Below are 20,213 nucleotides of genomic sequence, written 5' to 3' on the forward strand. Positions count from 1 at the left end.
ACCACCCGGGCCGACGTCTACGGCACCCTCCATGCGGGGCCGCGTGGCGCAGCAGCTCGCCGCCCGCCGCCGGCACCGAGTCCGTGCTCTGATCCTCGGGTGCACCGCACATCGCTCGTCCAGCTACGTCGCGTCGTGCTCCCGATGCGTGAGGTGGTCAACGGGCTCATGCGTCCCCGGCTGGACGTGATCACCGACCCTCTCGTCCCGTACTACCAGGACGTCTACGACCATGAGCTGCGCGATCTCCGGGGTGAACCAACCGGCCTTGACGACATGACTGTCCACTGGAATGTGGTGCGGGATGACCGGCCAGTACTTCGGGTTGACGGCGATGCGGGTGATGCGGCCCCACAAGGGGTCCAGCACATCGGTGTGGCAGGGGTAGGGGCAAGGTCGCCGTGACCATGCGAACCCGTCTCCGGGCCGCCTGTACAGCGACCCGGGCTTCATCTCTCGCCGAGAACGACCCGGCGGGGAAGCCAGTGTGCGAAATGCCCTCGGTGGTATCGACGGTACTCCGTACACGCCGGGGCGGGCCCTGGAGACGTCCCCGCATTCCGCGAAGCGGCCGTCGATACCGGCGGGAGTGCGCTGCGGGCGGCGGGGCGCGTCGTAGCCGGACCGGTCTCACGCACGATGGCTCGCGTGCCCTGGCCCAGCACTCCTTGGCTGTGTTACGTGGGGGGTGATGCTCGTGCTCCGTTCAGCCCGTCACTCCCTCCCGGTCCGTCGGGCCTCGGCGAGGAGTACCCTGGTGATTACCGAGAGCATTTCGTACACCGGCTTTCATGCCGGGTCGTTCTCGGCGATTCACGACAACCGGGCCGGTCGTGACCGGCCCGGGGTTGGGTCTGCATCATGACTGCGACCATTCTGTTGACCCCCACGGTCGAAGAGCGGGCCCCTTCTGCGTTGCCGCCCCGACTCGTACTGGCACCTGGCGAGACCACCCCGGTCCTGATCGACGGTGCCTGGTGGCCCCGCTCCCGCGACCTGACTGCGGAGCTTCCGGCACTCATCGAGGTCCTCGACCCTCTGTGGGGGCGGATCACCCGAGTAACGGTGAACCCCACGTTCTGGCCGGTCATCCCGCGAAAGGTGCCCGTTCAAGGGCACGTGGTGCACGTCGGCTGGTTCGAAGCCGAGCAAGACCCGCACAAGCTATTGCTGCTCTCCTACACCGTCGGCCGCTGGGACCTGCTGGTGATCCCACCAGAGACAGAACCGGCCATCGCCGCCCGGCTGATGGCCACGGCCACCGACCCGTCGCGAAGTCTCACGGCTACCGGTCTGATCCATGAGGCCGAACGCTTCCGGATCGCGGCAGAGGAAGCGGCCGGCTCGGACTCGCTCTGGGAGGCGGTCTGGGACTCCGAAGGCGGGCATGACGCTCGCCGCCCGGCCTCACATGCCGAGCGGTCATCGACCACGTGCACCCCGGCAGAAGGAAGGTGAGAGGCATGGAGACCGTCACAACGGTGGGCGTCTGGCGATGATCGCCCTGGGCGTGCTCCTGATGCAGCTCTTCACCACGCGCCACGCTGATCGCATGGCGACCTTGCCCTCCGGCCGTTCCCGGCGGTGGCGGCTCTGGTGGACTCCGTCCGATCGCCGGTGCATCCACGAGGCCCTGAGTCGGCCCTGCGCCTGAAACACAGGCTGTGAACCGGCCGTTCGCCTTTCTGCACGAGAGCACGACCGTGTATCCGAGCACAGGAAAAAGAGCCGGATGCCCGGTCCTTCGCGCTGCCAGCCCGGTCTTCTGAACCGAGGTGCCATGCCCTTTCCACAGCTGACCCTCTACCGGCGCGACAGGCACAGCCGGGCGTTGATCACCCTGGCGGGTGAGATCGATCTGACAACGGAGCGCATCGTGCGCGAGTCACTGGGGCAATGCCTGCGCGACGGCATCCGCACCATCGACGTCGACCTGACCACGGTCACCTTCTGCGACGTGACCGGCCTCAACGCCTTCCTCTACGCGTCGCGGGCCACCGCCGTGGCCGGCGGATCCCTCCGCTTGCACCACCCGCCCTCGGCGCTGGCTCGCATCATCGCCCTCACCGGTAACAGCACCCTGCTCCACGGCCACCCGGGCGACCTCCCACCGCGGCCTTCTTCGCCTCCCTCGACGCCCGGAGCCCCAAGTGGGGGGTCCTCCCGCGCACCGACGGCCACCGTGATCCCTACGCCTGGGCACTGACCGGCCTCCGATCCCGATTGACCGCAGCCTCACCCTCACCGCCCGCCGTGAGTGCCGAACGCGGCAAGACCTCCCACCACGGCCTGAAGCTCGTCGTCGGCGGGGCCGCCACCCTTTCGTCTGTGCGCCCCCGCGCCATTCGATCAGGAAGAGGGTCGCGTCGTCACTGGTGCGGCCGCCCCGTTGCTGCTTCAGAGCGTGGAGAGTGCGCGCACCACCGCGCGTACTCCCTTCTCCGTGTGTTCGATGCGGTTGACCCAGTGAATGAGCTGCTCCTCACCAACTGCTCTTCACCGGTTCGTGTTCCTCGATCCAGGTCGCCGGTGAAGCATACGTAGCGCGGCCTGCAGCAAGTGATCGGCCGACGGTGTACCGGCGACCGGGCCGCCGTGCTGACTTGGTGCTGACTACGCCTTACGTGCCTCTCTTACTTGTCGACCAGGGACATGTGGTGCTCGTTGTAGCGGTCGCCCTGCACGCCGATCCGGCCGGCCAGCTCGTTCAGGTCGGCGAGTTCGTCAGCCGAGAGCGGAAGTTGAGTGGCGCCGGTGTTCTCCTCGACGCGGGACAGGCGTCGTGTTCCGGGGATCGGCACGATCGACGGGTGCTGAGCGAGGAGCCAGGCGAGGGCGACCTGGCCGGGTGTGGCGTCCTTGGCCTGGGCTAGCGTCGCGACGTGGTCCGCGAGAGCCTGGTTCGCCGCGCGGTTCTCGGCGGTGAAGCGGGGGATGGTGGTGCGGACGTCGCCGTCCGTGAACGACGTGGACGCGTCGACCGTCCCGGTCAGGAATCCCTTGCCGAGCGGGCTGAACGGCACGAAGCCGATGCCGAGAGCCACGCAGGTGGGCAGGACCTCCGGCTCGGGATCCCGGGTCCACAGCGAGTACTCGCTCTGCACCGCCGTCACCGGGTGCACCGCGTGGGCGCGGCGGATGGTCTGCGCACTGGCCTCCGAGAGTCCGAGATAGCGCACCTTTCCCTCCCGGACCAGTTCGCCCACCGTGCCGGCGACGTCCTCGATCGGTACGTCCGGGTCGACGCGGTGCTGGTAGAACAGGTCGATCGTGTCCACCCCGAGGCGCCTGAGGGAGGCGTCGGCCACGGCGCGGATCTGCTCGGGGCGACTGTTGAGCCCGGCGGGGGCGCCGTCCTCGATGCGGAAGCCGAACTTGGTGGCGATCACCACCTGGTCGCGCAGCGGAGCGAGAGCCTCTCCGACGAGTTCCTCGTTGACGTACGGACCGTACACCTCCGCGGTGTCGAAGAACGTGACGCCGCGTTCGACGGCGCCGCCGAGTACGGCGACCATGTCTTTGCGGTCACCGGGGTTCGGGCCGTAGCTCTGGGACATGCCCATGGCGCCGAGCCCGATCGCGGAGACGCGCAGGTCCCGTCCCAGCGTTCGTGTGTGCATCGTTCTCCTCCTTGCTGGTCAACCCGTTCGATCAGCCGAGTGGGTCTGTCCGGCCGAGTGGGATGGTCACCTGTTGTGGTCGAAGGCCAGGACGATGCGTTCACGCAGGGCGCCCTGTGCGAGCCGTGTGTGTGCGGCGGCAGCGTCGTCCGCGTCGAAGGGCAGGGCGGGACGCAGGGTGACCGTGCCGTCCTCGGCCTGGTCGCGGAGCCGTACGATCGCGTCGCGGTCCTCGTCCCGTTCCCGCACATTGAGGTGCCTGACCGTGATGCCGCGCCCGGGGTCGCCGTCCCAGAAGCGGAGGATGCCGATCTGGCCGCCGTCCCGGACGGCGGGAGCGATCCGCTCGTGCAGCAGGGCCGCGTCCGCCACCGCGTCCACCGGGCCGCCGAGTTCCTTCAGCACGCGCTCGGCGATGTCGGGGCCGCGGGGCACGAGTGTCTGCGCGCCGAGTGAGCGGAGCAGGTCCGCGTCGTCCTCGGCCGCGACGGTCACGACGTGCAGGCCCTCTGCGACGCCGAGTTCCACCAGGTAGCCGCCGACCGAGCCGGCGGCGCCGGTGACCAGGAGGGTGGCTCCCGGGGGTAGTCGGAAGGCGTCGAGCACGTTCCGGGCGGTGAGCGCGTTGTTCAGGAAGCCCGCCGCCGCGGTGGCGGAGGCGCCTGTGGGAGTGAGGACCACGGACCGTGCGGGAAGCGCGAGATATTCGCTGTAACCACCGTGGCTGCCCTGACTGCTTACGAAGCCAACGACGTCGGCACCGGCCACCAGGCCCCAGCGGGGATCCACCCCGCTGCCGACCTCCTCGATCGTGCCGGCGACCTCCATCCCGGGGACGAACGGGGGCGCCTTCTCCCGGTACATCTGCTGCAGCTGCCCGGAGCGGAGCATCGCGTCGACGGGGTTCACACCGGCGGCGTGGACCCGCACCAGCACCTCCTGTGCTCCGGGGTGCGGGTCCGGGAGTTCGAACGTCCGCAGCACTTCGGGGCCGCCATACTCCCTCAGTCCGATGACTTTCATCCGGGTGTTTCCTCACGTTCCTGTTTTCGCCGCGATGTGCGGCAGCGAGGTGAAATTCCGCGTGGCCGACTGACGCCGTAAATCGACCGTACCCCGTGTTCGAAGAGCGAAGGGGGGAAGAATTTTTCCCAGGATGGATCTCTCCCCTGCATGGTGATCTTCGACGAAGAGGCGCCCGTATGCGGGGTCGGTCTTCGATCGTCGGGTCTCCGCACCCCATGGCCGGGTGAGCCGGCCGCGCACGAGCGGGCTCTGTCCGAGAATGCGATACCCAGTTCGACAGCTTGCCGGAAAACCGGCTCCGATTCCTCTTCGCTGAGCGCATTTGCTGAAATATGCAGGTCGCCCCGGAGAGGTAAGCGAACAGGGCAGCGTAGGTCAGACCGGTGATGAACACCGATCCGACGAAAAGGCGGTCGGAGAACAGTCGGCGGACATCGCGGCCGGTCTGCTTCATGCCGCCGTTGGTTCTCGCCGGAGCCTCCGAGGAAGTCCTTGACGCCGTCGCGGGCGCCCTGCAGCTCGACGAGGCGGAACGCTCCCACCTCCACGACCTGGCACGCGCCGTCGCCCGCCGCCCCGCCCGCCGCCCCAAACGCACCCGCGGCCCGCTTCCGGACAGCGTCCTGCGCGTCCTTGACTCCATGACCGACTCTCCGGCCTTCATCCGCAACGGCCCCTCGACATCCTCGCCGTCAACCGCCTCGGCCGCGCCCTGTACGCGCCGCTGTACACGCAGGACGCACCGAGCCCGGTCAACGTCGCCCGCTTCCAGTTCCTGGACCCGCAGCGAGGAGTTCCGCACCGCGTGGGCCAAGCACAACGTGCGCCTGCACCACACCGGTCGCAGAGCCTTCCGGCACCCGGTCGTCGGCGAGATCACCCTCGACTTCGACGCAATGGAACTGCCTGCACAGCCCGGCCTGACCCTGACCGCGTACAGCGCCGGTCCGCACACCCCGGCCCACGACGCACTGCAGCTGCTGGCCGCCTGGGCCGCCACCACAGACGCCTGCGCAACCGCAGACCCGCACCGCGTGAGCAACCGCTGAACCGTGTCCTTGGCCGCGGGACCTCGCAGTCGACCGCACGGGGGCCCCGCCGTCTGCAGCCCACCGACGGGCGGACGATCCATGTCTGCGGCGAACACGCGCCAGCCGTGAGCCTGGTCGCGTGCATGGCCGCGCGACCAGGCGGTGCGCGGGGGCGTGGCTCCATGCCAAGCTGTGCGTGTGCAGCGCGACCCGAACCTGAACGAACTGGGAGCCTTCCTCAGGGCACGCCGTGCACAGCTCGGTCCCGGCGACGTCGGTCTGCCCGACAACGGTGAGCCCCGGCGTGTCCCCGGGCTGCGGCGGGAGGAGGTCGCCCGGCTGGCCGCGATCAGCACCGACTACTACACCCGGCTGGAACAGGGGCGGCTGCAGGCGTCCGAAGCCGTTCTCGGCGCCCTCGGGAAGGCCCTCCGGCTCGACGGCGACCAGCAGGAGTACCTGCTGACTCTTGCCGGGAAGACCGCCTTGCCTCCGGCCGACAGGAGGGCTCGGCAGCAGGTGCAGCCCCAGCTGCAGTCCCTGCTTGACGACCTCACCCTGACGGCGGGGTTCGTCATCGGCTGCAACACGGATCTGCTGGCCTGGAACGCCATGGCGGCGGCTCTGGTGATGGACTTCGGCCGCATACCCGAGGACGAGCGCAACTACGTGCGCCTGTTGTTCACCGAGCCCGCGATCCGCGAGCTGTACCGGGACTGGGAGGACATGGCCCGCCTGGCTCTGGCTCACCTGCGCATGGACAGCAGGCGTCACCCGCACGACCCGCGGCTGAGGGCGCTGGTGGAGGAGCTTTCCACGCTGGATCCGCAGTTCCGGCTCTGGTGGACCTCGCACGATGTCGCCGTCCGAGCCGGCGGCACCAGGCTGCTGCGGCATCCCGTGGTGGGCGACCTCACCCTGGAGCGGTCCACCTTCACCTGTGCCGAGGATCCCGAGCAGCAGCTCGTCGTCTGGACCGCCGAGCCCGGCAGCCCGACCCACGCGGCGTTGCGTGAGCTGGCCGCGAAGATCGAGGCGTCGGGTGAGGGGCTGGACGGCGTCGCGTGAGGTGGCCGCGCCGCGACAGGGGCGGCCGGTGGTCACCGCACCCTCCCTGGGAACAGGCGCTGGGCGTTCGCCGTCGTCAGCGAGCGCCACGTGGCTCCTTCGACCGGTGACTGGGCCGCGTCGATCGCGGTGATGTGGGCGTCGGCCAGTGAGGGAGGGGTCCAGCAGTAGTCGCTGCCGAACAGTACGTGGTCGGGGTCCACGAGCTTCAGCAGCGCGGGCACCTGGCGGGGGAAGGCGGTGCCCGCCATGTCGTAGTAGAGGCCGCGGAGCTGCTGCACCCCGTCGGGGACGGGTGGTTCCTGCGTCGGCAGGAAGAGCCGCATGAACTCGTTGACGCGGTCGGAGAGGACGGGGAGCGCGCCGCCGCAGTGGGGAACGATCACGCGCAGGTTCGGGTGACGGGCCAGTACGCCCGCCATGAGCAGATCGGTGACGGCGCGGGCGGTGTCGAAGATGTACTCGATCATCGGGCGCGGTCTGCCGAGCGCAGACTGCTCCCAGCACACCGGTGAGGTGGGATGCAGGACGACCACCGCCTGGCGGTGGTCGAGCTCGGCGAAGACCGGTTCGAGGCGCGGGTCGCCCAGGTACACGCCGTGCGTGTGGGTCAGCAGGGCGACGCCGTCGGCACCGAGGTCGTCGAAGGCGAACCGGATCTCCTCCAGTGCGCCGTCCACGTCCGGCAGAGGCAGCGAGGCGAAGGCGCCGAAGCGGCCCGGGTGGTCGCGGGTCAGCTCGGCGGTGTACTCGTTGATCTGCCGGGCGAGGAGGCGGGCCGCCTTGTCGTCGCCGAAGTGGACCCCGGGTGATGACATGGACAGCATCGCGGTCGCGATGCCGTTGCGTTCCATCAGCTCCAGGTGGGCTTCCACGGACCACGTCGGCCAGCCGCCCATCCCGTCGGGGTGGGTGTGGCCCGCCGCTGTGGCCTGCTCCACGTAGAAGCCGGGAAGGAGATGGGCGTGGACGTCGATCATGCCGGAGGACATGGCGGGGAATCCTCTCTCGTAGGTCACACATGCCAAGGGGGTTGCTGCGGGCTCACTCCACCTGCTCGCGGCCGGACAGCCGTACCTCTTCGTGGTCGAGGGTTGTCTGCAGGTGGCGCAGCACGGTGTCGTCGATCCGCTGCTCGTCCCGCAGCCGGACCACGGTCGCGCGTTTGTGGGCGATGAGGGCGAGCCTCAGCTCGGTGTAGTGGCGGCTGTGCAGCAGGGCGGGATCGCCGTCCGATCCCGACCCTCTGGCCCGTACGGCGGCAAGGTGGGCCTCGTACTCCTGGCGCAGCCACTCCGCGACCTTGGGGGTCGTACCCAGGTCCGCGGCGAGCTGCGGCAGCGCTTTGATGGCCTCCTCGCTCGCGGTCGTCTCGGCGAGGACCTGTTCCTCCTCGACGGACGTGTCGCGCGGCAGCCGGGCCCAGCGCACCACGCCCGGCAGCAGCAGCCCCTGCACCACGAGCGTCACCACGATGACGCCGGAGGTGACGAAGACGATGAAGGGGCGACCGGGGAACGACGCGCCCGAGTCGAGGGTCTCCGGCACCGACAGCGCCACGGCGAGCGACACCGCGCCCCGGAAGCCTGCGAACCCGCTGACGGTGCGCGCCCGGTTGCTCATTCTGCGCAGCCGTTGCTCCGGGCGTCGGTCGATCGCGCGAATCAGGTAGGCGGAGGCGAACAGGAACGCGAACCGCACGGCGACCAGCACCACGCTGACCATCCCGACCGCGATCAGGGCGTCACGCACGTCCAAGCGGCTCATCTGGCGCAGCGCGTACTGCAGTTCCACACCAACGAGCACGAACAGCGCGCCGTTGATGATGAACGTCGCCAGCGGCCAGAAGGCCAGCGCCTGCCTGCGGTGGTCGGCTCTGATGAGGGTGGGGGCCACCTGGGCCATGATCAGCCCACTGACGACGACCGCGAGGACACCGGAGGCGTGGATCAGTTCGGCGAGCAGGTACGCCGTGAACGGCGCCAGGATCATGACGAGGTTGCCCAGCAGCGGGTCCTCAAGGCGGCGCCGCAAGTTCATGTTGACCCAGGCGACCGCCACGCCGACCGTGGCCCCGCCGCCGTAGGCCAGGAGGAACAGGGCTCCGACGTGGGGGAGGGTGAGGTGTTCCTCGCCGACGGTGAGGCCGACGGCCAGGCCGTAGATCACCAGCGCGGTGCCGTCGTTGACGAGGCTCTCCGCGCGCAGCACCGTGACCTGGCGGCGTGGCAGGGAGCCGGCGAGGGCGCCGACCGCCGTGGCGTCGGTGGGGGCCACGGCCGCTCCCAGCACCCACGCCGGTCCCCACGGCAGCCCGAGCGCGTGGCCCGCGACCGCCACGGCCCACGCGGTGAGAATCACCAGGACCGTGCTGAGCAGCACGATGCCGCGCAGGTTCGAACGGATCTCACGGCTCGATGTGGTCAGGCTCTCCCAGTACAGCAGCACCGGAAGGAAGAGCAACAGCACCACTTCCGGGGGAAGCTGCGTCTGGCGGACGGCGGGGACGAGCCCGAGGAGGGCACCCACGACGAGCAGTACGACCGGCGGTGCGACACCGAAACGCTGCCCCAGGACGTTGCCCACCAACACGGCCGCGCCGAGGAGCACGACGAGTTCGAGACCGAGCATGGCGTTTACTCCTGTGCCGGACCGGGCGGCGGTGGCGGGTCGGCGGCCGGTTCCGGTGCCGTCCCGCTCATCGGGGTTCCAGCCGGAGCGTCGTGGAGCGGCCGGCCACCATGGGGTTGACGTACGTTCCGCCGTAGCGGCCGTACTTGGTGCGGTAGGCGGCGTCGATACGGTCGTTGATGTCCTCGTCCGTCACCTCGGTGAAGGTGACGTCCTTGTCGACACCTCCGGAGCGGATGCGCCCGGCACGGCTCGCGCGCGCCGTGCGCCACCAGGCGCCGTCGGTGCCGCGGTAGGAGCGGACGTACAGCTCGTCACCGTCGCGGACGACCCAGATCGGCACCGGCCCCCGCGGGGTGCCGTCGCGCCGGAGCGGCGCCATCTCCAACTCCTCGGCGGAGCCGATGCGGTCGAGTTCGTCGCTCGTCCATGTCGTCATCGGTGGTTCTCCCGTGTTCCTGGATCTGCGAGAGCGTGACTCGTCAGTGGTGTGGCGCGGGCCTGAGGAAAAGATCGGCCGTGGCGACGGCGAAAGCCGTGACGGCGGTGATGCCCAGACTCTCGCGCAGGCCGTGCAGGAGGCCGTCGTGGCCGACAGCAGGGCGCCGACACTGCCACGGCCAGCGCACCGCCCGTCTGGTGACCGGTGTTGAACACGACGCCGGCCACTCGGGAGCGGTGGGCGGGGACGCTGTCCAGGAGGACCGCCGTCGTCGGAGCCATGGCAAGGGGGCCGCTCATGCCGCCGCCGAGGTCGCCGCGGATGTCCGGCAGGGCGACGTTGGCGACCGAGGCGTCGAGCGTGGGGGCGGGCCGGCGCTGTCGAGCGACATCAGAGGTCTGGCGTGACACGGTGAGCGGGGCGTACATGGGGTGGGCTCCTGAGACCGGGTGGGCGGAGGAGGCGGTCGGGCGGGCGAATCGCCGGGAGTTCGGCCGAGGTGGGTCACCGCTCGATCGTGCCGACGATGGTGGGCGCGGCCGATCCCGCACCCAGCACCGCCGGACTCGGGGTCACGGACGCAGCAGGGCCTTGATGGCGCGGCGCTCGTCCATGGCCTTGTATCCCTCGGCGACCTCGTCCAGGGGCAAGGTCAGGTCGAAGACCTTGCCCGGGTGGATACGGCCGCCGAAGACACGGTCGATCAGGTCGGGAAGGAAGGCGCGGACGGGGGCGGGGCCGCCGCGCAGACCGACGTGGGAGAAGAAGAGCTCCTGGCCGTCGACGGCCACGTCGTGGGGTACGCCGACGAAGCCGACGTTGCCGCCCGGGCGGGTGGACTGCAGCGCCTGGTGCATCGACTGCCGGGTGCCGACGCACTCGAGCACGGAGTCGGCACCGATGCCGTTCGTCAGCTCCTTGACCCGGGCCACGCCCTCCTCGCCGCGCTCGCTGACGATGTCGGTGGCGCCGAACTCCAGGGCCGGCCTCTGCCGGGACTCGTGCCGGCTCATGGCGATGATCCGCTCGGCGCCCAGCTCCTTTGCCGCGATGACACCGGACAGGCCCACCGCGCCGTCCCCGACGACCACGGCCGTCGAACCGAGCTTGACCTCGGCCGCCTTGGCCGCGTACCAGCCGGTGCCCATGACGTCGGACAGGGTCAGCAGGCTCGGGATCAGTTCCTCGTCGGGCTGTTCCGGGGTGGCGACGAGGGTGCCGTCGGCGAGGGGGACGCGGACGTACTCGGCCTGGCAGCCGTTGATGAACTCCCGGTGCAGACAGGAGGTGTGGTAGCCGGCCCGGCAGACGGGACAGGTGTTGTCGGAGGCGAAGAAGGAGCCGATGACGAACTGGCCGGGCTTGACGGTCGACACGTCACTGCCGACCTCCTCGACGACGCCGACGTACTCGTGGCCGATCGGGTGCGGCTCGGTCACCGGGTTGATGCCCCGGTAGTCCCACAGGTCGGAGCCGCACACGCAGGTGGCGACGGTCCGGATGATCGCATCGGTCGGTGCCGTGATCGTCGGCTCGGGGGCGTTCTCCACCCGGATGTCACCTGGCGCGTGGATGATCGTTGCTCGCATGACGGTGCCTCAGGTCTTTCCGGTCTGTCGGGGGTCAGGAGCGGGTGCGGGTGCTGACGCGCGGGCCGTTGTACTCGTCGTCCGAGACGTGTTCGAGCCAGGTGGCGTCGTCCGTCTCCCACAGGGCGAGGTGGGTCATGAAATGGTCGGGCGCGGCGCCGTGCCAGTGCTCCTCGCCGGGCGGCGTGTGGATGATGTCGCCCGGGTGGGCCTCGATGATGCCGCCGCCACGGGCCTGCACCAGCGCGATGCCCTCGACGATGTAGAGGGTCTGGCCGAGGCCGTGGGAGTGCCAGGCGGTGCGGGCGCCGGGAGCGAACCGGACCATGTTGGCCCGCATCCGGGAGGGCTCCTCACCGCGGTGGATCACGTCGGCGTAGGCGTCGCCGGCGAACCACTCGGCGGGAAGCTTCATGGTCGGTGGCTGCTTCAGCAGTTCCATGGTGTCCTTCCCTGGAGGGTGCTGCCGCCGGGCGGTGCGACGGCCGCATGGAGGCGGTGGGGGCGGCCCTCAACCGGACTGTTCGGCCTTGTCCACGACCGCCTTCAACTGGGTCATCGCCGACATGGCGTTGGGCCATCCGGCATAGAAGGCCAGATGGGTAATGCCCTCGACCAGCTCGTCCCTGGTCACGCCGTTCTCCAGCGCCTTGCCGAGGTGGAAGCCGAGTTGATCGGTGCGGTAGAGCGCGGCGAGAGCGGTGACGGTGACCAGGCTGCGGTCGCGTGGGGACAGTCCCGGCCGCTCCCAGATGTCGCCGAACAGCACGGTGTCGGTCACCTCGGCGAGCTTTGGCGCGAACTCCTGGATCGCCGGCGGTGCGAACTTCTTCCGTTCGGTCATGGGGGTGGTGCTCCTCGCATGTGTTCGATGCGTGTGCTCGGTGACTTCAGAACCGCCCGGACTGCGGCCGGACGACGGTTACGGTGCTCGAGTGCCGCACGCCGAAATGGCCTGCGGGAAATTCGGCGGCAGTCGGAACGTAATCCCGAACCGGTCTCGTCATTGACCCTGCCACCTTCACGTGGGCCCGCAAAGGGGAGAGTTCCATCCTCGACAGGGCTTATCCAGGGAGAAATCCTTCCCCCCTTCACCCGTGGCTGCCGGTGCGACACTGGCCGGCATGACCAGCGACCCGCACCTGAACGAGCTGGGACAGTGCCTCAAGGCGCACCGGGGCGCGCTGAGCCCGCGAACCGTCGGCCTGCCCGACAGCGGTGGCCGACGGCGCGTGAGCGGCCTGCGGCGGGACGAGGTCGCCCTGCTCGCCGGGATCAGCACCGACTGCTACACCCTTCTGGAGCAGGGACGTGCCACTGTGTCCGGCTCGGTGCTCGCCACGCTCGTCCGCGTCCTGCACCTCGACGACGACGAGCGCGACCACCTGATCGATCTCGCCGCGCGGGACGGGTGTACCCGCGCCGTCGGCCGGCGCAGAGGGTCCACCCGCAGCTGAGGCGTCTCCTCGACGACCTGAACACGACCCCCGCACTCGTCAGGGAGATGTATCCCGACTGGCAGACGATCGCCCGCAGCTGTGTCGCGCACCTCCGCGTGGAGGCTGCCACCTGCCCCGGCGACCACGAACTTGCTGCTCTCATCGGCGAGTTGTCGGTGGCGGACGCCGAATTCCGACAGTGGTGGGCCGGCCGCCAGCCGACCGGCCTGTGCATGGGCAGCAAGAGGCTGCTGCACCCCGTGGCCGGCCACCTCACGCTCGACTGGGACACCCTGACCTCGCCGGCCGACCCTTCCCAGCAGCTGGTGATCTGGACCGCCGAGCCCGGTACCCAGTCGTACGACGTACTGCGGTTCCTCGCGTCGTGGATGTGAGCGGGCCCTCTCCCCAGTGAGGCGATCAGTACGGCGCGCTGATCGGTGGGCTCGGGGCTGCGCCGCACAAGTCTGTGGCCATGGCCATGGCCTGTTGGCACTGTGTCCTATGAGTATGCGCGGGCATCGTGAGGTCTCTGCCGCTCAGCGATGCTTCCTTGCTTCTCCAAGCCTGGGGAGGGGGGATTTGCCGCCCGGGGCAGTGCCGACCAGGGGAAGGAACGCTCCCTCCGAAGGGCCGGGATGCCATACGTCAGGCGTTGGTGTCGGACGCCGTCCGCTTGCTGTCGGCGGCCCAGGACGCCAGGAGACGCAGCGCGTCGTGGGAGGGGGAGCCGGGGGCGGCCGTCCACACGATGATGTTCTGCTCGGGGTCCGTGGCGCAGGTGAGGGTGTCCCAGTCGAGCGTCAGCTCGCCGATGACCGGATGTCGGAGCTTCTTCGTGCCCTTGCCGCGCATGGCGACGTCGTGTTCGGTCCACCACTGCCGGAACTGCTCGTCGCGTGCGGACAGTTCGTCGACGAGGGCGGTCAGGCGCGGGTCTCCGGGGTAGCGTGCGCTCTCCATGCGCAGCTGGGCGATGGCCAGGCGGGTGACCTCCTCCCAGTCGGCGTACAACTCGCGCATCCAGGGCTCGGTGAACAGGAGCCGGACGAACACGCGCTCCTGCTCCGGGTAGCGCGCGAAGTCGGTCCACAGGGCGGCGGCGAGCTGGTTCCATGCCAGGATGTCGGTCCGGCGGCCGATGACGAAGGCCGGGGTGGCGGTGAGATCGTCCAGCATGCGCTGCAGCTGGGTGTCCACTCGAGGAGATGGTCGGCCCTGGCGACCTGCTGGATGGTCGGTTCCCAGCGGGGAACGCGTTCGATGCCGATCATGGAGACCGGTCACCGAGAGGGCCCCGTAGACGAGTAGCCGTGATCACCGCTCATGGCGGCGTACTCGTCAACGTGCCGCGGACGGGAGCTGAGATCTGCATGCCGGACGCGCCGAGAGCCGCCGAAGGTGAAGGGAGTACGGCGAGGAGTAGCAGGGTCGCGTACCGGCTGGTTTCTCACACACACATCCCCCCGTCAGCCCGATGCCATGAGGCATGGCGCGGCCGACCAAGTTCGCCTCCGGCGCGCCGCAGCGCGCCTTGCGCGCCTCCAGCCGCGCAGCGAGAGCGAGGGCTGGCCCCGTGGTCCGCCGGCGGACCACGGGACACAGCGCCCACGGCTCTGTGCCGAACCGCGGAACGTCATGGCCTGGACGCTCAGACCGACCTGCCGCGTTCAGCCGGGTTCCCCGCTCCTGAGGTCACCACACTGTCAAGGACCTCCCTGTGGAGTGACACAGTCACTGCAAGGTCACCGGACGCCGGTCGGCGCTTCGGCCCGGCCAGATCTCTGCCCTTCCAGCGCAAGTGGGCACTCGGCAGGCCCGAGGAGGAGCCGCAGGCGACGTACGGTGGAAGTAGCGAGGACCTACGCACTTCGGCGCACACGTCGGGTCGTCCTCGGCGAGAGACGAATTCCGGGCCGCCACAGCAGTCGGCGCGGAGACAGGTCGGCAATCATGTCCGCCGCGGTCGGAGCAACTGCACACGAGCTCGTCAACGCTGCGCCCGTACCACATAGCCGCTCCGGCCTGCGCCCCTGCCGAGGGGAGGAGTGATGGTCCTTTCCCGGCTGGACGTCCACCGGCGGAACAGAGGGGAGGGAGCACTCGTCACGCTCGCCGGTGAGATCGGACCGGCCACGGCGCCGCTGCTGCGGGCCGCACTGGAGCAGTGTCTGCGCGACGGCGTCACCGTCATCGACATCGATCTGACCACGGTCGGCTCCTGCGACACCAATGGCCTGGACGTCCTCCTGTCGGCGTCACAGCGTGCCGGCCGAGTGCACGCCTCGCTGCAGCTGCACCACCCGTGCGCGCAGATCATCCGGCTCCTCGCCGTCACCGGATCCACTCCCCTGCTCCTCGCGGATCCTAGGGATCCCGTGTCGCCCGCACTGCCGCGCGGCCTCCCGGAAGCGGCCTCCTCGGGTCTGTCGGCCGACGGTAAGCAGATGCCTGGGGACCCCGCTCGTGGGCCGGTCCTCAAGGACGGGATCCGCCTGCGCCGGCTGACCCGGTGGCAGACCGAGGCCATAGCGGAGGACATCGCGGACCTGGCCATGACGTCCATCACGGACATTCCCGGTGAGTCGTTCCACAACCGGGGAGAGTTTCTGCGCCGCCTGGCCGTCAGTGCTCGGCGTCCCGGCTTCGCGCTGCTGATCGCCGAGACGACGGTGCTGGTCGGCTGCGCCTACGGCTTTCCGGTGGGCCCGGAAGGCTCCGGCCAGCGTGGGTTCGACCGCATGCTGCGGGAGAGCATCCAGCGGCTCACCGCCTGTGCACGGTTCGTCGTCCTTACTCAGGTCGTGGCCCATCCCCACGCTCAGAACCGCGACATCGCCCACCGCCTGCAACGTCGTCTGCTCACCGACCGGCACGCCGCCCTCGGCGTCGTCCTGCTTCATCCGGCCGACCAGGCCGGACAGGCCGCCTTCGAGTCCTGGGGCTGGCAGAACATGGGAGAGATCGTCGGTCTGCCCGGTCCGGTCGCTCCCTGTGCGCTGATCCTCCCTCCAGGAAGGCCGTCCCCGGCAGGCCGGTGATGGAGCGCTGCGCTGCCGCGACACCCATTGCGCGGGCCACACACGGCTCCGCCGTCCACGCCGGTTCGGCCACCTGGACGGCACTTCGCGCCACCCGTCAGGGCCGGTAGTACCCTGACCTTACCGAGAGCTTTTCGGGCGCACGACCACGGTGGCGCCGTTCCCGGCGAGTGATAGACGCGGGCAGCCGCAAGCCGCCCGAGACGGGATCGCAGCGATGGACGCGATCACAAAGCCCGCCGCAGGTACGTCACGAGATGACGCATTTCCCGATGCCCCGCAGACAGTGACCGTGCCCGGCCACGTTATCGAGGTGGTCCGGACCGACCTCGCCGCCGAGGCGCACGCCATCACCCTGGACTGCGGCACGGTGGGACGCTGGGAGCTGCTGGTGATCCCATCCGACGAGCCGGCCGGAGTGGCCGCCCGGCTGCTGACGGCCGCCGCCGACCCCGACAACCCGCTGCCGGCGCCGCGCATGCTGGCACTCGCCGAGGAAGATCTCGCCGAAGAGGCCACATGGGAGGCGGAAGGAGGACACGGACTCAGGTGAGGGCTCGACGCCTGTCGAGCCCATGTGACCGATCGGCTGATCCGGTCATCGACGTCCCCGGTGGAGTGATGGCACGAACAACCTCTTGGTCGTCCCACCCCGCCGTAACCGATAGGCGCGGATCACGGCGGGAGAGCGGATGACGCCCGAACGGCCTGCGGACCGCTCCGAGAGCTTCGGGGAAGCGCTGCTAGGAGCGGTTCTCGATCGCGCGCACGAGCTTCCTCCCCATCTCATCGGGCCGCTGGTCGCCGACGTGGTGGAACGGCTGGGGGGCCGCCGTCCGCAGGTGCTGCTACAGGACTACGGCCAGTTGCTGCTCGTACCCCTGCCCGGGGAGGGCCTCACCGACGGGGAACCACAGGTGATCGACGGCTCAGAGGCGGGCCGCTGCTTTCTCGACGCGGTCCCCGTCGAGCTTCCCGAGGACGGCGGAGTAAGGGTCCATCTGCCGCTGCTGGACGGCGGCGACCAAGTCGGGGTCATGGCGGTGACGCTGGACAGCGTCGATGACGACGACCGCCGCCTGCTGTTGAGGATGTCCGGCCTGGTGGCCGACCTGCTGGTGACCAAGCACGGCTACTCCGACCTGTTCTTCGGCGTCCGGCGCCGCGAACCGATGAGCGTCGCCGCGGAGATCCAGTGGTCCCTGCTTCCGCCGCTGGCGATGATCATGCCCCGGGTGGCGGTCGCCGGGATCCTGGAACCCGCCTATGACGTCGCGGGTGACAGCTTCGACTACGCCCTCAACGGCGACATCCTTCACGCGGTCATGATCGACGCGATGGGTCACGGACTGAACGCGGCCACGATGGCCACCGTGGCCATCGGCGCCTACCGCCACGCCCGCCGCCTCGGCGTCGGACTGTCGGCGATCTACGACTTCTTGGATCGCGCCGTAGCGAGGCAGTTCGGCCCCGAGCACTTCGTCACCGCGCAGATGATGCAGCTGGACACCACGACCGGACAGGTGCAGTGGGTCAATGCCGGTCACCCGCCGCCGATCCTCGTCCGTGACCACCGCGTCGCACAGCGCCTGCTCGCCCCGACGACCCTCCCGGTCGGACTGGGTGGCCCGAAGCCACCGGTCAGCGAGCTGAGGCTGGAGCCCGGGGACCGGGTCCTGTGCTTCACCGACGGACTGATCGAGGAGCACGAGAGGGGCGGGGCGGAGTTCGGGGAGGACCAGCTGATCGACTGTGTGAACCAGCTGGAGAAAGCCGGCCGCGGGATCCGGGCGGTGACGCGCTCGCTGTCCCACACGCTCAAGCGGGCGCGGGGCGGACGCACCACAGACGACGCGACACTGCTCATGGTGGAGTGGCGCGGCTGACCTCCCCACCGTCGTCCGCCACCATTCCGCCGGCCTCACCGAGGCACGGCCCCGCTCCCGGTATCGATGAGGATCCGCTCCGCCTGGCTGATGTTGTCTGCCCGAATGTCCCGGGCCATCGCGGCGCGGCCGCCTCGGGCGTCGCGATCGGCAGGACCACCGGCAGCGAGAAGAGGTCCTGGTCGCCCGGGTGATCAGGATCGTGTCGTCGCCCACCGGCAAGGAGTCGATGTGCACCACCCGGTCGTCGACGACGATCCGCGTCGGCAGCCCTTCCCAGGCCGCGGTGTCCAACACGGACGGCCCGATGATGCGGCCGAAAGGACACGACACGAAGCCCGCCGGGACTGCCGTCGACAGCCACGGCGGCACGGCGGTCGCAAGGCATACCTCGTTCGGGTGATTTCGTCACATCCGCAGTGATTCGCGTACGGGCATGGAAAAGCTTCTCCGCAAGAATGCCCCCTTCCTCGACGAGGAGTGATCATGCCAAGCGAAACGCTGCATGCGGGCCTGACCTTGGATGCCGAGCTGCTGGAAGAGCTGCTGACCAGCTCTGAAGAGGCCGTGAGCGATGCTCCGCTGCCCTGCCCGGAGGGAGGCGTTGGGGTCCTCATCCTCGGCCTGGCGCTTTCGCCGAAGCAGCCGAAGGAGCCCAAGGAGCCCGGCAGCAAGTGATCACTGAGCGGTGGCGTGCTGCTCACGGCGCTGCCGTGGATTGCTTGGCGCGCGGTGCTCGCGAAGTTCTGGTGGGTGGGGTCAGCGCACCTGTGGTGGCGGCCTTCCTCCAGAAGGCGGCAGCCCTTGGCGAGTTGCCCCTGACGGGCTGCTCCGACGACAGCGGCACGGCGCCTGGCCCGGCGGCTGCGGTGGGCGCGGTGCGCCTGCTGGGCGCCGACGCACTGGCTCCCCATGTACTGGCCGGGCAGGCGCTTGTCCCGGAGGAGTCGGCCGCTGTCCGCCTGGCCCTCTCAGCGCTTCCCCCCGCACAACGGCCGCCGGCCGCACCGCCACACGGTCCGGAAGCGCCGTGGACGAGGGCCTGGATCGACTGGGGGCTGGTCGCCGTGCTGACCCGGCTCGATTCCGCCGCGTTCCGTGCGCCGGCCCCCGCCGCGCCGCCGCCGTGCGACGGCAACGCGCCCCGCCGTCATTCGGCAGCCGGAGCCGACGCCCACCACTGTGGCGAGAGTGGGGAGGGCTGGATTCCGTGGTCCTTGCGGATGGGGCAGCTCGCCTCGCTGGCCCTGCCCGGCCTGGACAGTCCCGTACACGACGCCGCACGCTCCCATGCCCTGGCGCTGGCCCGCGGCGCTACCCGCTCGCTGCTGCGGCGCGACTTTCCCACTGCCGCGCGGATCACCCGGTGGCTGGCCTGGCTGGCTGCCGGCGGTGCCACCCTGCCCCTGGATGTGACGTTGTTGACCCAGGACATCGCCCTGCGCGGCGGCGGCGAGCGCTGCCTGCTGGACGTAGCGATCTCACGCCGTCTGCTTGGCCTGGACAGCGAATGATCACCGCCCTGGCCCAGAATGCGCATGACATCCGCTCCCGCGCCCTGAACTGGCTCCACGCTCATCATGAACTGGGAGCGCTTGAAGGCGACGGTTTCGCCGGGAAGGGGGAGGCATACAAAGCTCTGCAGGAGTCCGCGTTGGCCGCCTCGCTGATCCTGCGGGGCGGCTTCGCCGGCAGCTCCGAGCGCAGGCTGGCCCGCGATCTGCTGGACTTCGCCTGGCAACAGCTGAAAGGGGGCGCGCTGCTCTACGAGCGCATGCTCCGCCACCCGCTGACCACCGACGCTCTTGAGGGATACGCCCACTTCGTACGGGCCGGATACCGCCACCCCGGTGTGGAGCGGCTCATCCCTCACCTTGCCGCGATGAACACCGCGCAGGTCGTCGAGCATGTCCCCAACCGCAGGCTCGCCGTCGCCAACGCCCTGCGAATCACCGGTCATGACCACGCATTGGGCGTGCCCGACTGGCAGACACTGACGCAGGCAACCTGGCTCGGCAGCACCCCGGAGCCCTGGCACATCGACTGGATGACCGGCTACTTCGTCACACACACCGTCTTCCACCTCACCGACTGGGGCCGCAATCCGAAGGGACTGCCCGGTGATCTGGTCACCTACCTGGAGTGCTGGCTGCCGGTATGGACCGACATCTGGGTGGAGAGCTGCCAGTGGGACCTGGTCGGCGAACTGCTGATCGTCGGCAGCTGCCTGCCCCAGCCCTACGGAGAGATCACTGACTGGGAGCGCCTGGCGAAGACCCAGCACGCCGATGGCCTGATGCCCCGGGACGGCCAGCCCGTCGATGACGACCCCGTCACCCGCTTCCACGACCACCAGCACACCGCCGTCGTGGCCATCATCGCCGGCACCATCGCACTCGCCCGCGCCCTGGAAACCCCCACACTTGAAAGCGCCTGAAAT

The 20,213-nt window shown here is 69.7% G+C and carries 19 protein-coding genes and 4 pseudogenes; 12 read left to right on the plus strand and 11 right to left on the minus strand.

Annotation, left to right across the window (positions count from 1 at the left end; genetic code table 11):
- Positions 1 to 123 precede the first annotated feature (123 nt).
- Positions 124 to 369: a DUF5994 family protein gene (locus tag ACIP4Y_RS12975; protein ID WP_401391696.1), complete on the minus strand. Its 246-nt coding sequence runs from the start codon at positions 367 to 369 to the stop codon at positions 124 to 126.
- A gap of 492 nt (positions 370 to 861) precedes the next feature.
- Between ACIP4Y_RS12975 and ACIP4Y_RS12980 the strand changes: the two genes are divergently transcribed.
- Entirely contained in the window at positions 862 to 1,458 is a 597-nt protein-coding gene (locus ACIP4Y_RS12980) for a DUF5994 family protein (protein WP_401391699.1), read from the plus strand.
- 322 nt (positions 1,459 to 1,780) lie between these two features.
- On the plus strand, positions 1,781 to 2,206 hold the full coding sequence (locus tag ACIP4Y_RS12985) for an STAS domain-containing protein (protein ID WP_401391702.1): 426 nt from the start codon (positions 1,781 to 1,783) through the stop codon (positions 2,204 to 2,206).
- A 427-nt stretch (positions 2,207 to 2,633) separates the two neighbouring features.
- Here the strand turns inward: ACIP4Y_RS12985 and ACIP4Y_RS12990 are convergent, their stop codons facing one another.
- Positions 2,634 to 3,620 carry an aldo/keto reductase gene (locus ACIP4Y_RS12990; RefSeq protein WP_401391705.1) on the minus strand — a complete coding sequence of 329 codons (987 nt, stop codon included), beginning with the start codon at positions 3,618 to 3,620 and terminating at the stop codon, positions 2,634 to 2,636.
- A 66-nt stretch (positions 3,621 to 3,686) separates the two neighbouring features.
- Positions 3,687 to 4,643, minus strand: a complete 957-nt coding sequence (locus ACIP4Y_RS12995) for an NADP-dependent oxidoreductase (protein ID WP_401391708.1) — start codon at positions 4,641 to 4,643, stop codon at positions 3,687 to 3,689.
- Positions 4,644 to 5,113: 470 nt separating this feature from the next.
- Here ACIP4Y_RS12995 and ACIP4Y_RS13000 point away from each other — a divergent pair.
- A pseudogene (locus ACIP4Y_RS13000) lies at positions 5,114 to 5,695 on the plus strand (transcriptional regulator); the annotation flags it as partial.
- A gap of 180 nt (positions 5,696 to 5,875) precedes the next feature.
- Positions 5,876 to 6,745, plus strand: a complete 870-nt coding sequence (locus ACIP4Y_RS13005) for a helix-turn-helix domain-containing protein (protein WP_401391711.1) — start codon at positions 5,876 to 5,878, stop codon at positions 6,743 to 6,745.
- Positions 6,746 to 6,777: 32 nt separating this feature from the next.
- Here ACIP4Y_RS13005 and ACIP4Y_RS13010 read toward each other — a convergent pair whose 3' ends face one another.
- The 6 genes from ACIP4Y_RS13010 to ACIP4Y_RS13035 all read right to left on the minus strand — a co-directional run bounded on the left by ACIP4Y_RS13010 (position 6,778) and on the right by ACIP4Y_RS13035 (position 12,251).
- Positions 6,778 to 7,737, minus strand: coding sequence for an amidohydrolase family protein (locus ACIP4Y_RS13010; protein ID WP_401391714.1), 960 nt, complete (start codon positions 7,735 to 7,737; stop codon positions 6,778 to 6,780).
- A 52-nt stretch (positions 7,738 to 7,789) separates the two neighbouring features.
- Positions 7,790 to 9,376: a Na+/H+ antiporter gene (locus ACIP4Y_RS13015; protein WP_401391716.1), complete on the minus strand. Its 1,587-nt coding sequence runs from the start codon at positions 9,374 to 9,376 to the stop codon at positions 7,790 to 7,792.
- 67 nt (positions 9,377 to 9,443) lie between these two features.
- The gene (locus ACIP4Y_RS13020; RefSeq protein WP_401391719.1) at positions 9,444 to 9,815 is read right to left on the minus strand and encodes a DUF2255 family protein; all 372 of its coding nucleotides are present in this window, start codon (positions 9,813 to 9,815) and stop codon (positions 9,444 to 9,446) included.
- 575 nt (positions 9,816 to 10,390) lie between these two features.
- Positions 10,391 to 11,407, minus strand: coding sequence for a zinc-dependent alcohol dehydrogenase family protein (locus ACIP4Y_RS13025; RefSeq protein ID WP_401391722.1), 1,017 nt, complete (start codon positions 11,405 to 11,407; stop codon positions 10,391 to 10,393).
- 34 nt (positions 11,408 to 11,441) lie between these two features.
- Positions 11,442 to 11,849, minus strand: a complete 408-nt coding sequence (locus tag ACIP4Y_RS13030) for a cupin domain-containing protein (protein WP_401391725.1) — start codon at positions 11,847 to 11,849, stop codon at positions 11,442 to 11,444.
- Positions 11,850 to 11,918: 69 nt separating this feature from the next.
- Positions 11,919 to 12,251, minus strand: a complete 333-nt coding sequence (locus tag ACIP4Y_RS13035; RefSeq protein WP_401391728.1) for a carboxymuconolactone decarboxylase family protein — start codon at positions 12,249 to 12,251, stop codon at positions 11,919 to 11,921.
- Positions 12,252 to 12,531: 280 nt separating this feature from the next.
- On the opposite strand from ACIP4Y_RS13035, the pseudogene ACIP4Y_RS13040 reads away from it, so the two are divergent.
- A pseudogene (locus tag ACIP4Y_RS13040) lies at positions 12,532 to 13,241 on the plus strand (helix-turn-helix domain-containing protein).
- A 253-nt stretch (positions 13,242 to 13,494) separates the two neighbouring features.
- Here the strand turns inward: ACIP4Y_RS13040 and ACIP4Y_RS13045 are convergent.
- Positions 13,495 to 14,061: pseudogene (locus ACIP4Y_RS13045) on the minus strand (transcriptional regulator); the annotation flags it as partial.
- 836 nt (positions 14,062 to 14,897) lie between these two features.
- Here ACIP4Y_RS13045 and ACIP4Y_RS13050 point away from each other — a divergent pair.
- From ACIP4Y_RS13050 to ACIP4Y_RS13060, 3 genes are all read left to right on the plus strand, one after another.
- Positions 14,898 to 15,887, plus strand: a complete 990-nt coding sequence (locus ACIP4Y_RS13050) for an STAS domain-containing protein (RefSeq protein WP_401391731.1) — start codon at positions 14,898 to 14,900, stop codon at positions 15,885 to 15,887.
- A gap of 217 nt (positions 15,888 to 16,104) precedes the next feature.
- Entirely contained in the window at positions 16,105 to 16,440 is a 336-nt protein-coding gene (locus ACIP4Y_RS13055; RefSeq protein ID WP_401391734.1) for a DUF5994 family protein, read from the plus strand.
- A gap of 139 nt (positions 16,441 to 16,579) precedes the next feature.
- Positions 16,580 to 17,773, plus strand: coding sequence for a PP2C family protein-serine/threonine phosphatase (locus ACIP4Y_RS13060; RefSeq protein ID WP_401391737.1), 1,194 nt, complete (start codon positions 16,580 to 16,582; stop codon positions 17,771 to 17,773).
- Positions 17,774 to 17,808: 35 nt separating this feature from the next.
- On the opposite strand, the pseudogene ACIP4Y_RS13065 reads toward ACIP4Y_RS13060, so the two are convergent.
- Positions 17,809 to 18,067, minus strand: a pseudogene (locus tag ACIP4Y_RS13065) (DUF5994 family protein); the annotation flags it as partial.
- Here ACIP4Y_RS13065 and ACIP4Y_RS13070 point away from each other — a divergent pair.
- The 4 genes from ACIP4Y_RS13070 (at position 17,964) to ACIP4Y_RS13085 (ending at position 20,210) form a co-directional block, all read left to right on the plus strand.
- Positions 17,964 to 18,176 (plus strand): hypothetical protein, encoded by a 213-nt coding sequence (locus tag ACIP4Y_RS13070; RefSeq protein WP_401392545.1) that lies wholly within the window; start codon positions 17,964 to 17,966, stop codon positions 18,174 to 18,176. The pseudogene ACIP4Y_RS13065 and the gene ACIP4Y_RS13070 overlap by 104 nt on opposite strands.
- 83 nt (positions 18,177 to 18,259) lie before the next feature.
- Positions 18,260 to 18,451 carry a hypothetical protein gene (locus ACIP4Y_RS13075; protein WP_401391740.1) on the plus strand — a complete coding sequence of 64 codons (192 nt, stop codon included), beginning with the start codon at positions 18,260 to 18,262 and terminating at the stop codon, positions 18,449 to 18,451.
- Entirely contained in the window at positions 18,448 to 19,287 is an 840-nt protein-coding gene (locus ACIP4Y_RS13080) for a hypothetical protein (protein ID WP_401391743.1), read from the plus strand. Before ACIP4Y_RS13075 ends, ACIP4Y_RS13080 begins: the two co-directional genes overlap by 4 nt.
- Complete coding sequence (locus tag ACIP4Y_RS13085) at positions 19,284 to 20,210, plus strand: DUF6895 family protein (protein WP_401391746.1); 927 nt, start codon at positions 19,284 to 19,286, stop codon at positions 20,208 to 20,210. Before ACIP4Y_RS13080 ends, ACIP4Y_RS13085 begins: the two co-directional genes overlap by 4 nt.
- Positions 20,211 to 20,213: the final 3 nt, after the last annotated feature.

It is taken from the genome of Streptomyces sp. NPDC088810 (assembly GCF_044750305.1).
GTDB lineage: Bacteria > Actinomycetota > Actinomycetes > Streptomycetales > Streptomycetaceae > Streptomyces.

Excerpts from the sequence above, each read along its gene's own strand:
- ACIP4Y_RS12980 (WP_401391699.1), top strand. The coding sequence starts at position 862 with ATGACTGCGACCATTCTGTTGACCCCCACGGTCGAAGAGCGGGCCCCT.
- ACIP4Y_RS12985 (WP_401391702.1), top strand. The coding sequence starts at position 1,781 with ATGCCCTTTCCACAGCTGACCCTCTACCGGCGCGACAGGCACAGCCGG.
- ACIP4Y_RS12990 (WP_401391705.1), bottom strand. The coding sequence starts at position 3,620 with ATGCACACACGAACGCTGGGACGGGACCTGCGCGTCTCCGCGATCGGG.
- ACIP4Y_RS12995 (WP_401391708.1), bottom strand. The coding sequence starts at position 4,643 with ATGAAAGTCATCGGACTGAGGGAGTATGGCGGCCCCGAAGTGCTGCGG.
- ACIP4Y_RS13010 (WP_401391714.1), bottom strand. The coding sequence starts at position 7,737 with ATGTCCTCCGGCATGATCGACGTCCACGCCCATCTCCTTCCCGGCTTC.
- ACIP4Y_RS13015 (WP_401391716.1), bottom strand. The coding sequence starts at position 9,376 with ATGCTCGGTCTCGAACTCGTCGTGCTCCTCGGCGCGGCCGTGTTGGTG.
- ACIP4Y_RS13020 (WP_401391719.1), bottom strand. The coding sequence starts at position 9,815 with ATGACGACATGGACGAGCGACGAACTCGACCGCATCGGCTCCGCCGAG.
- ACIP4Y_RS13025 (WP_401391722.1), bottom strand. The coding sequence starts at position 11,407 with ATGCGAGCAACGATCATCCACGCGCCAGGTGACATCCGGGTGGAGAAC.
- ACIP4Y_RS13030 (WP_401391725.1), bottom strand. The coding sequence starts at position 11,849 with ATGGAACTGCTGAAGCAGCCACCGACCATGAAGCTTCCCGCCGAGTGG.
- ACIP4Y_RS13035 (WP_401391728.1), bottom strand. The coding sequence starts at position 12,251 with ATGACCGAACGGAAGAAGTTCGCACCGCCGGCGATCCAGGAGTTCGCG.
- ACIP4Y_RS13050 (WP_401391731.1), top strand. The coding sequence starts at position 14,898 with ATGGTCCTTTCCCGGCTGGACGTCCACCGGCGGAACAGAGGGGAGGGA.
- ACIP4Y_RS13055 (WP_401391734.1), top strand. The coding sequence starts at position 16,105 with ATGGACGCGATCACAAAGCCCGCCGCAGGTACGTCACGAGATGACGCA.
- ACIP4Y_RS13060 (WP_401391737.1), top strand. The coding sequence starts at position 16,580 with ATGACGCCCGAACGGCCTGCGGACCGCTCCGAGAGCTTCGGGGAAGCG.
- ACIP4Y_RS13075 (WP_401391740.1), top strand. The coding sequence starts at position 18,260 with ATGCCAAGCGAAACGCTGCATGCGGGCCTGACCTTGGATGCCGAGCTG.
- ACIP4Y_RS13085 (WP_401391746.1), top strand. The coding sequence starts at position 19,284 with ATGATCACCGCCCTGGCCCAGAATGCGCATGACATCCGCTCCCGCGCC.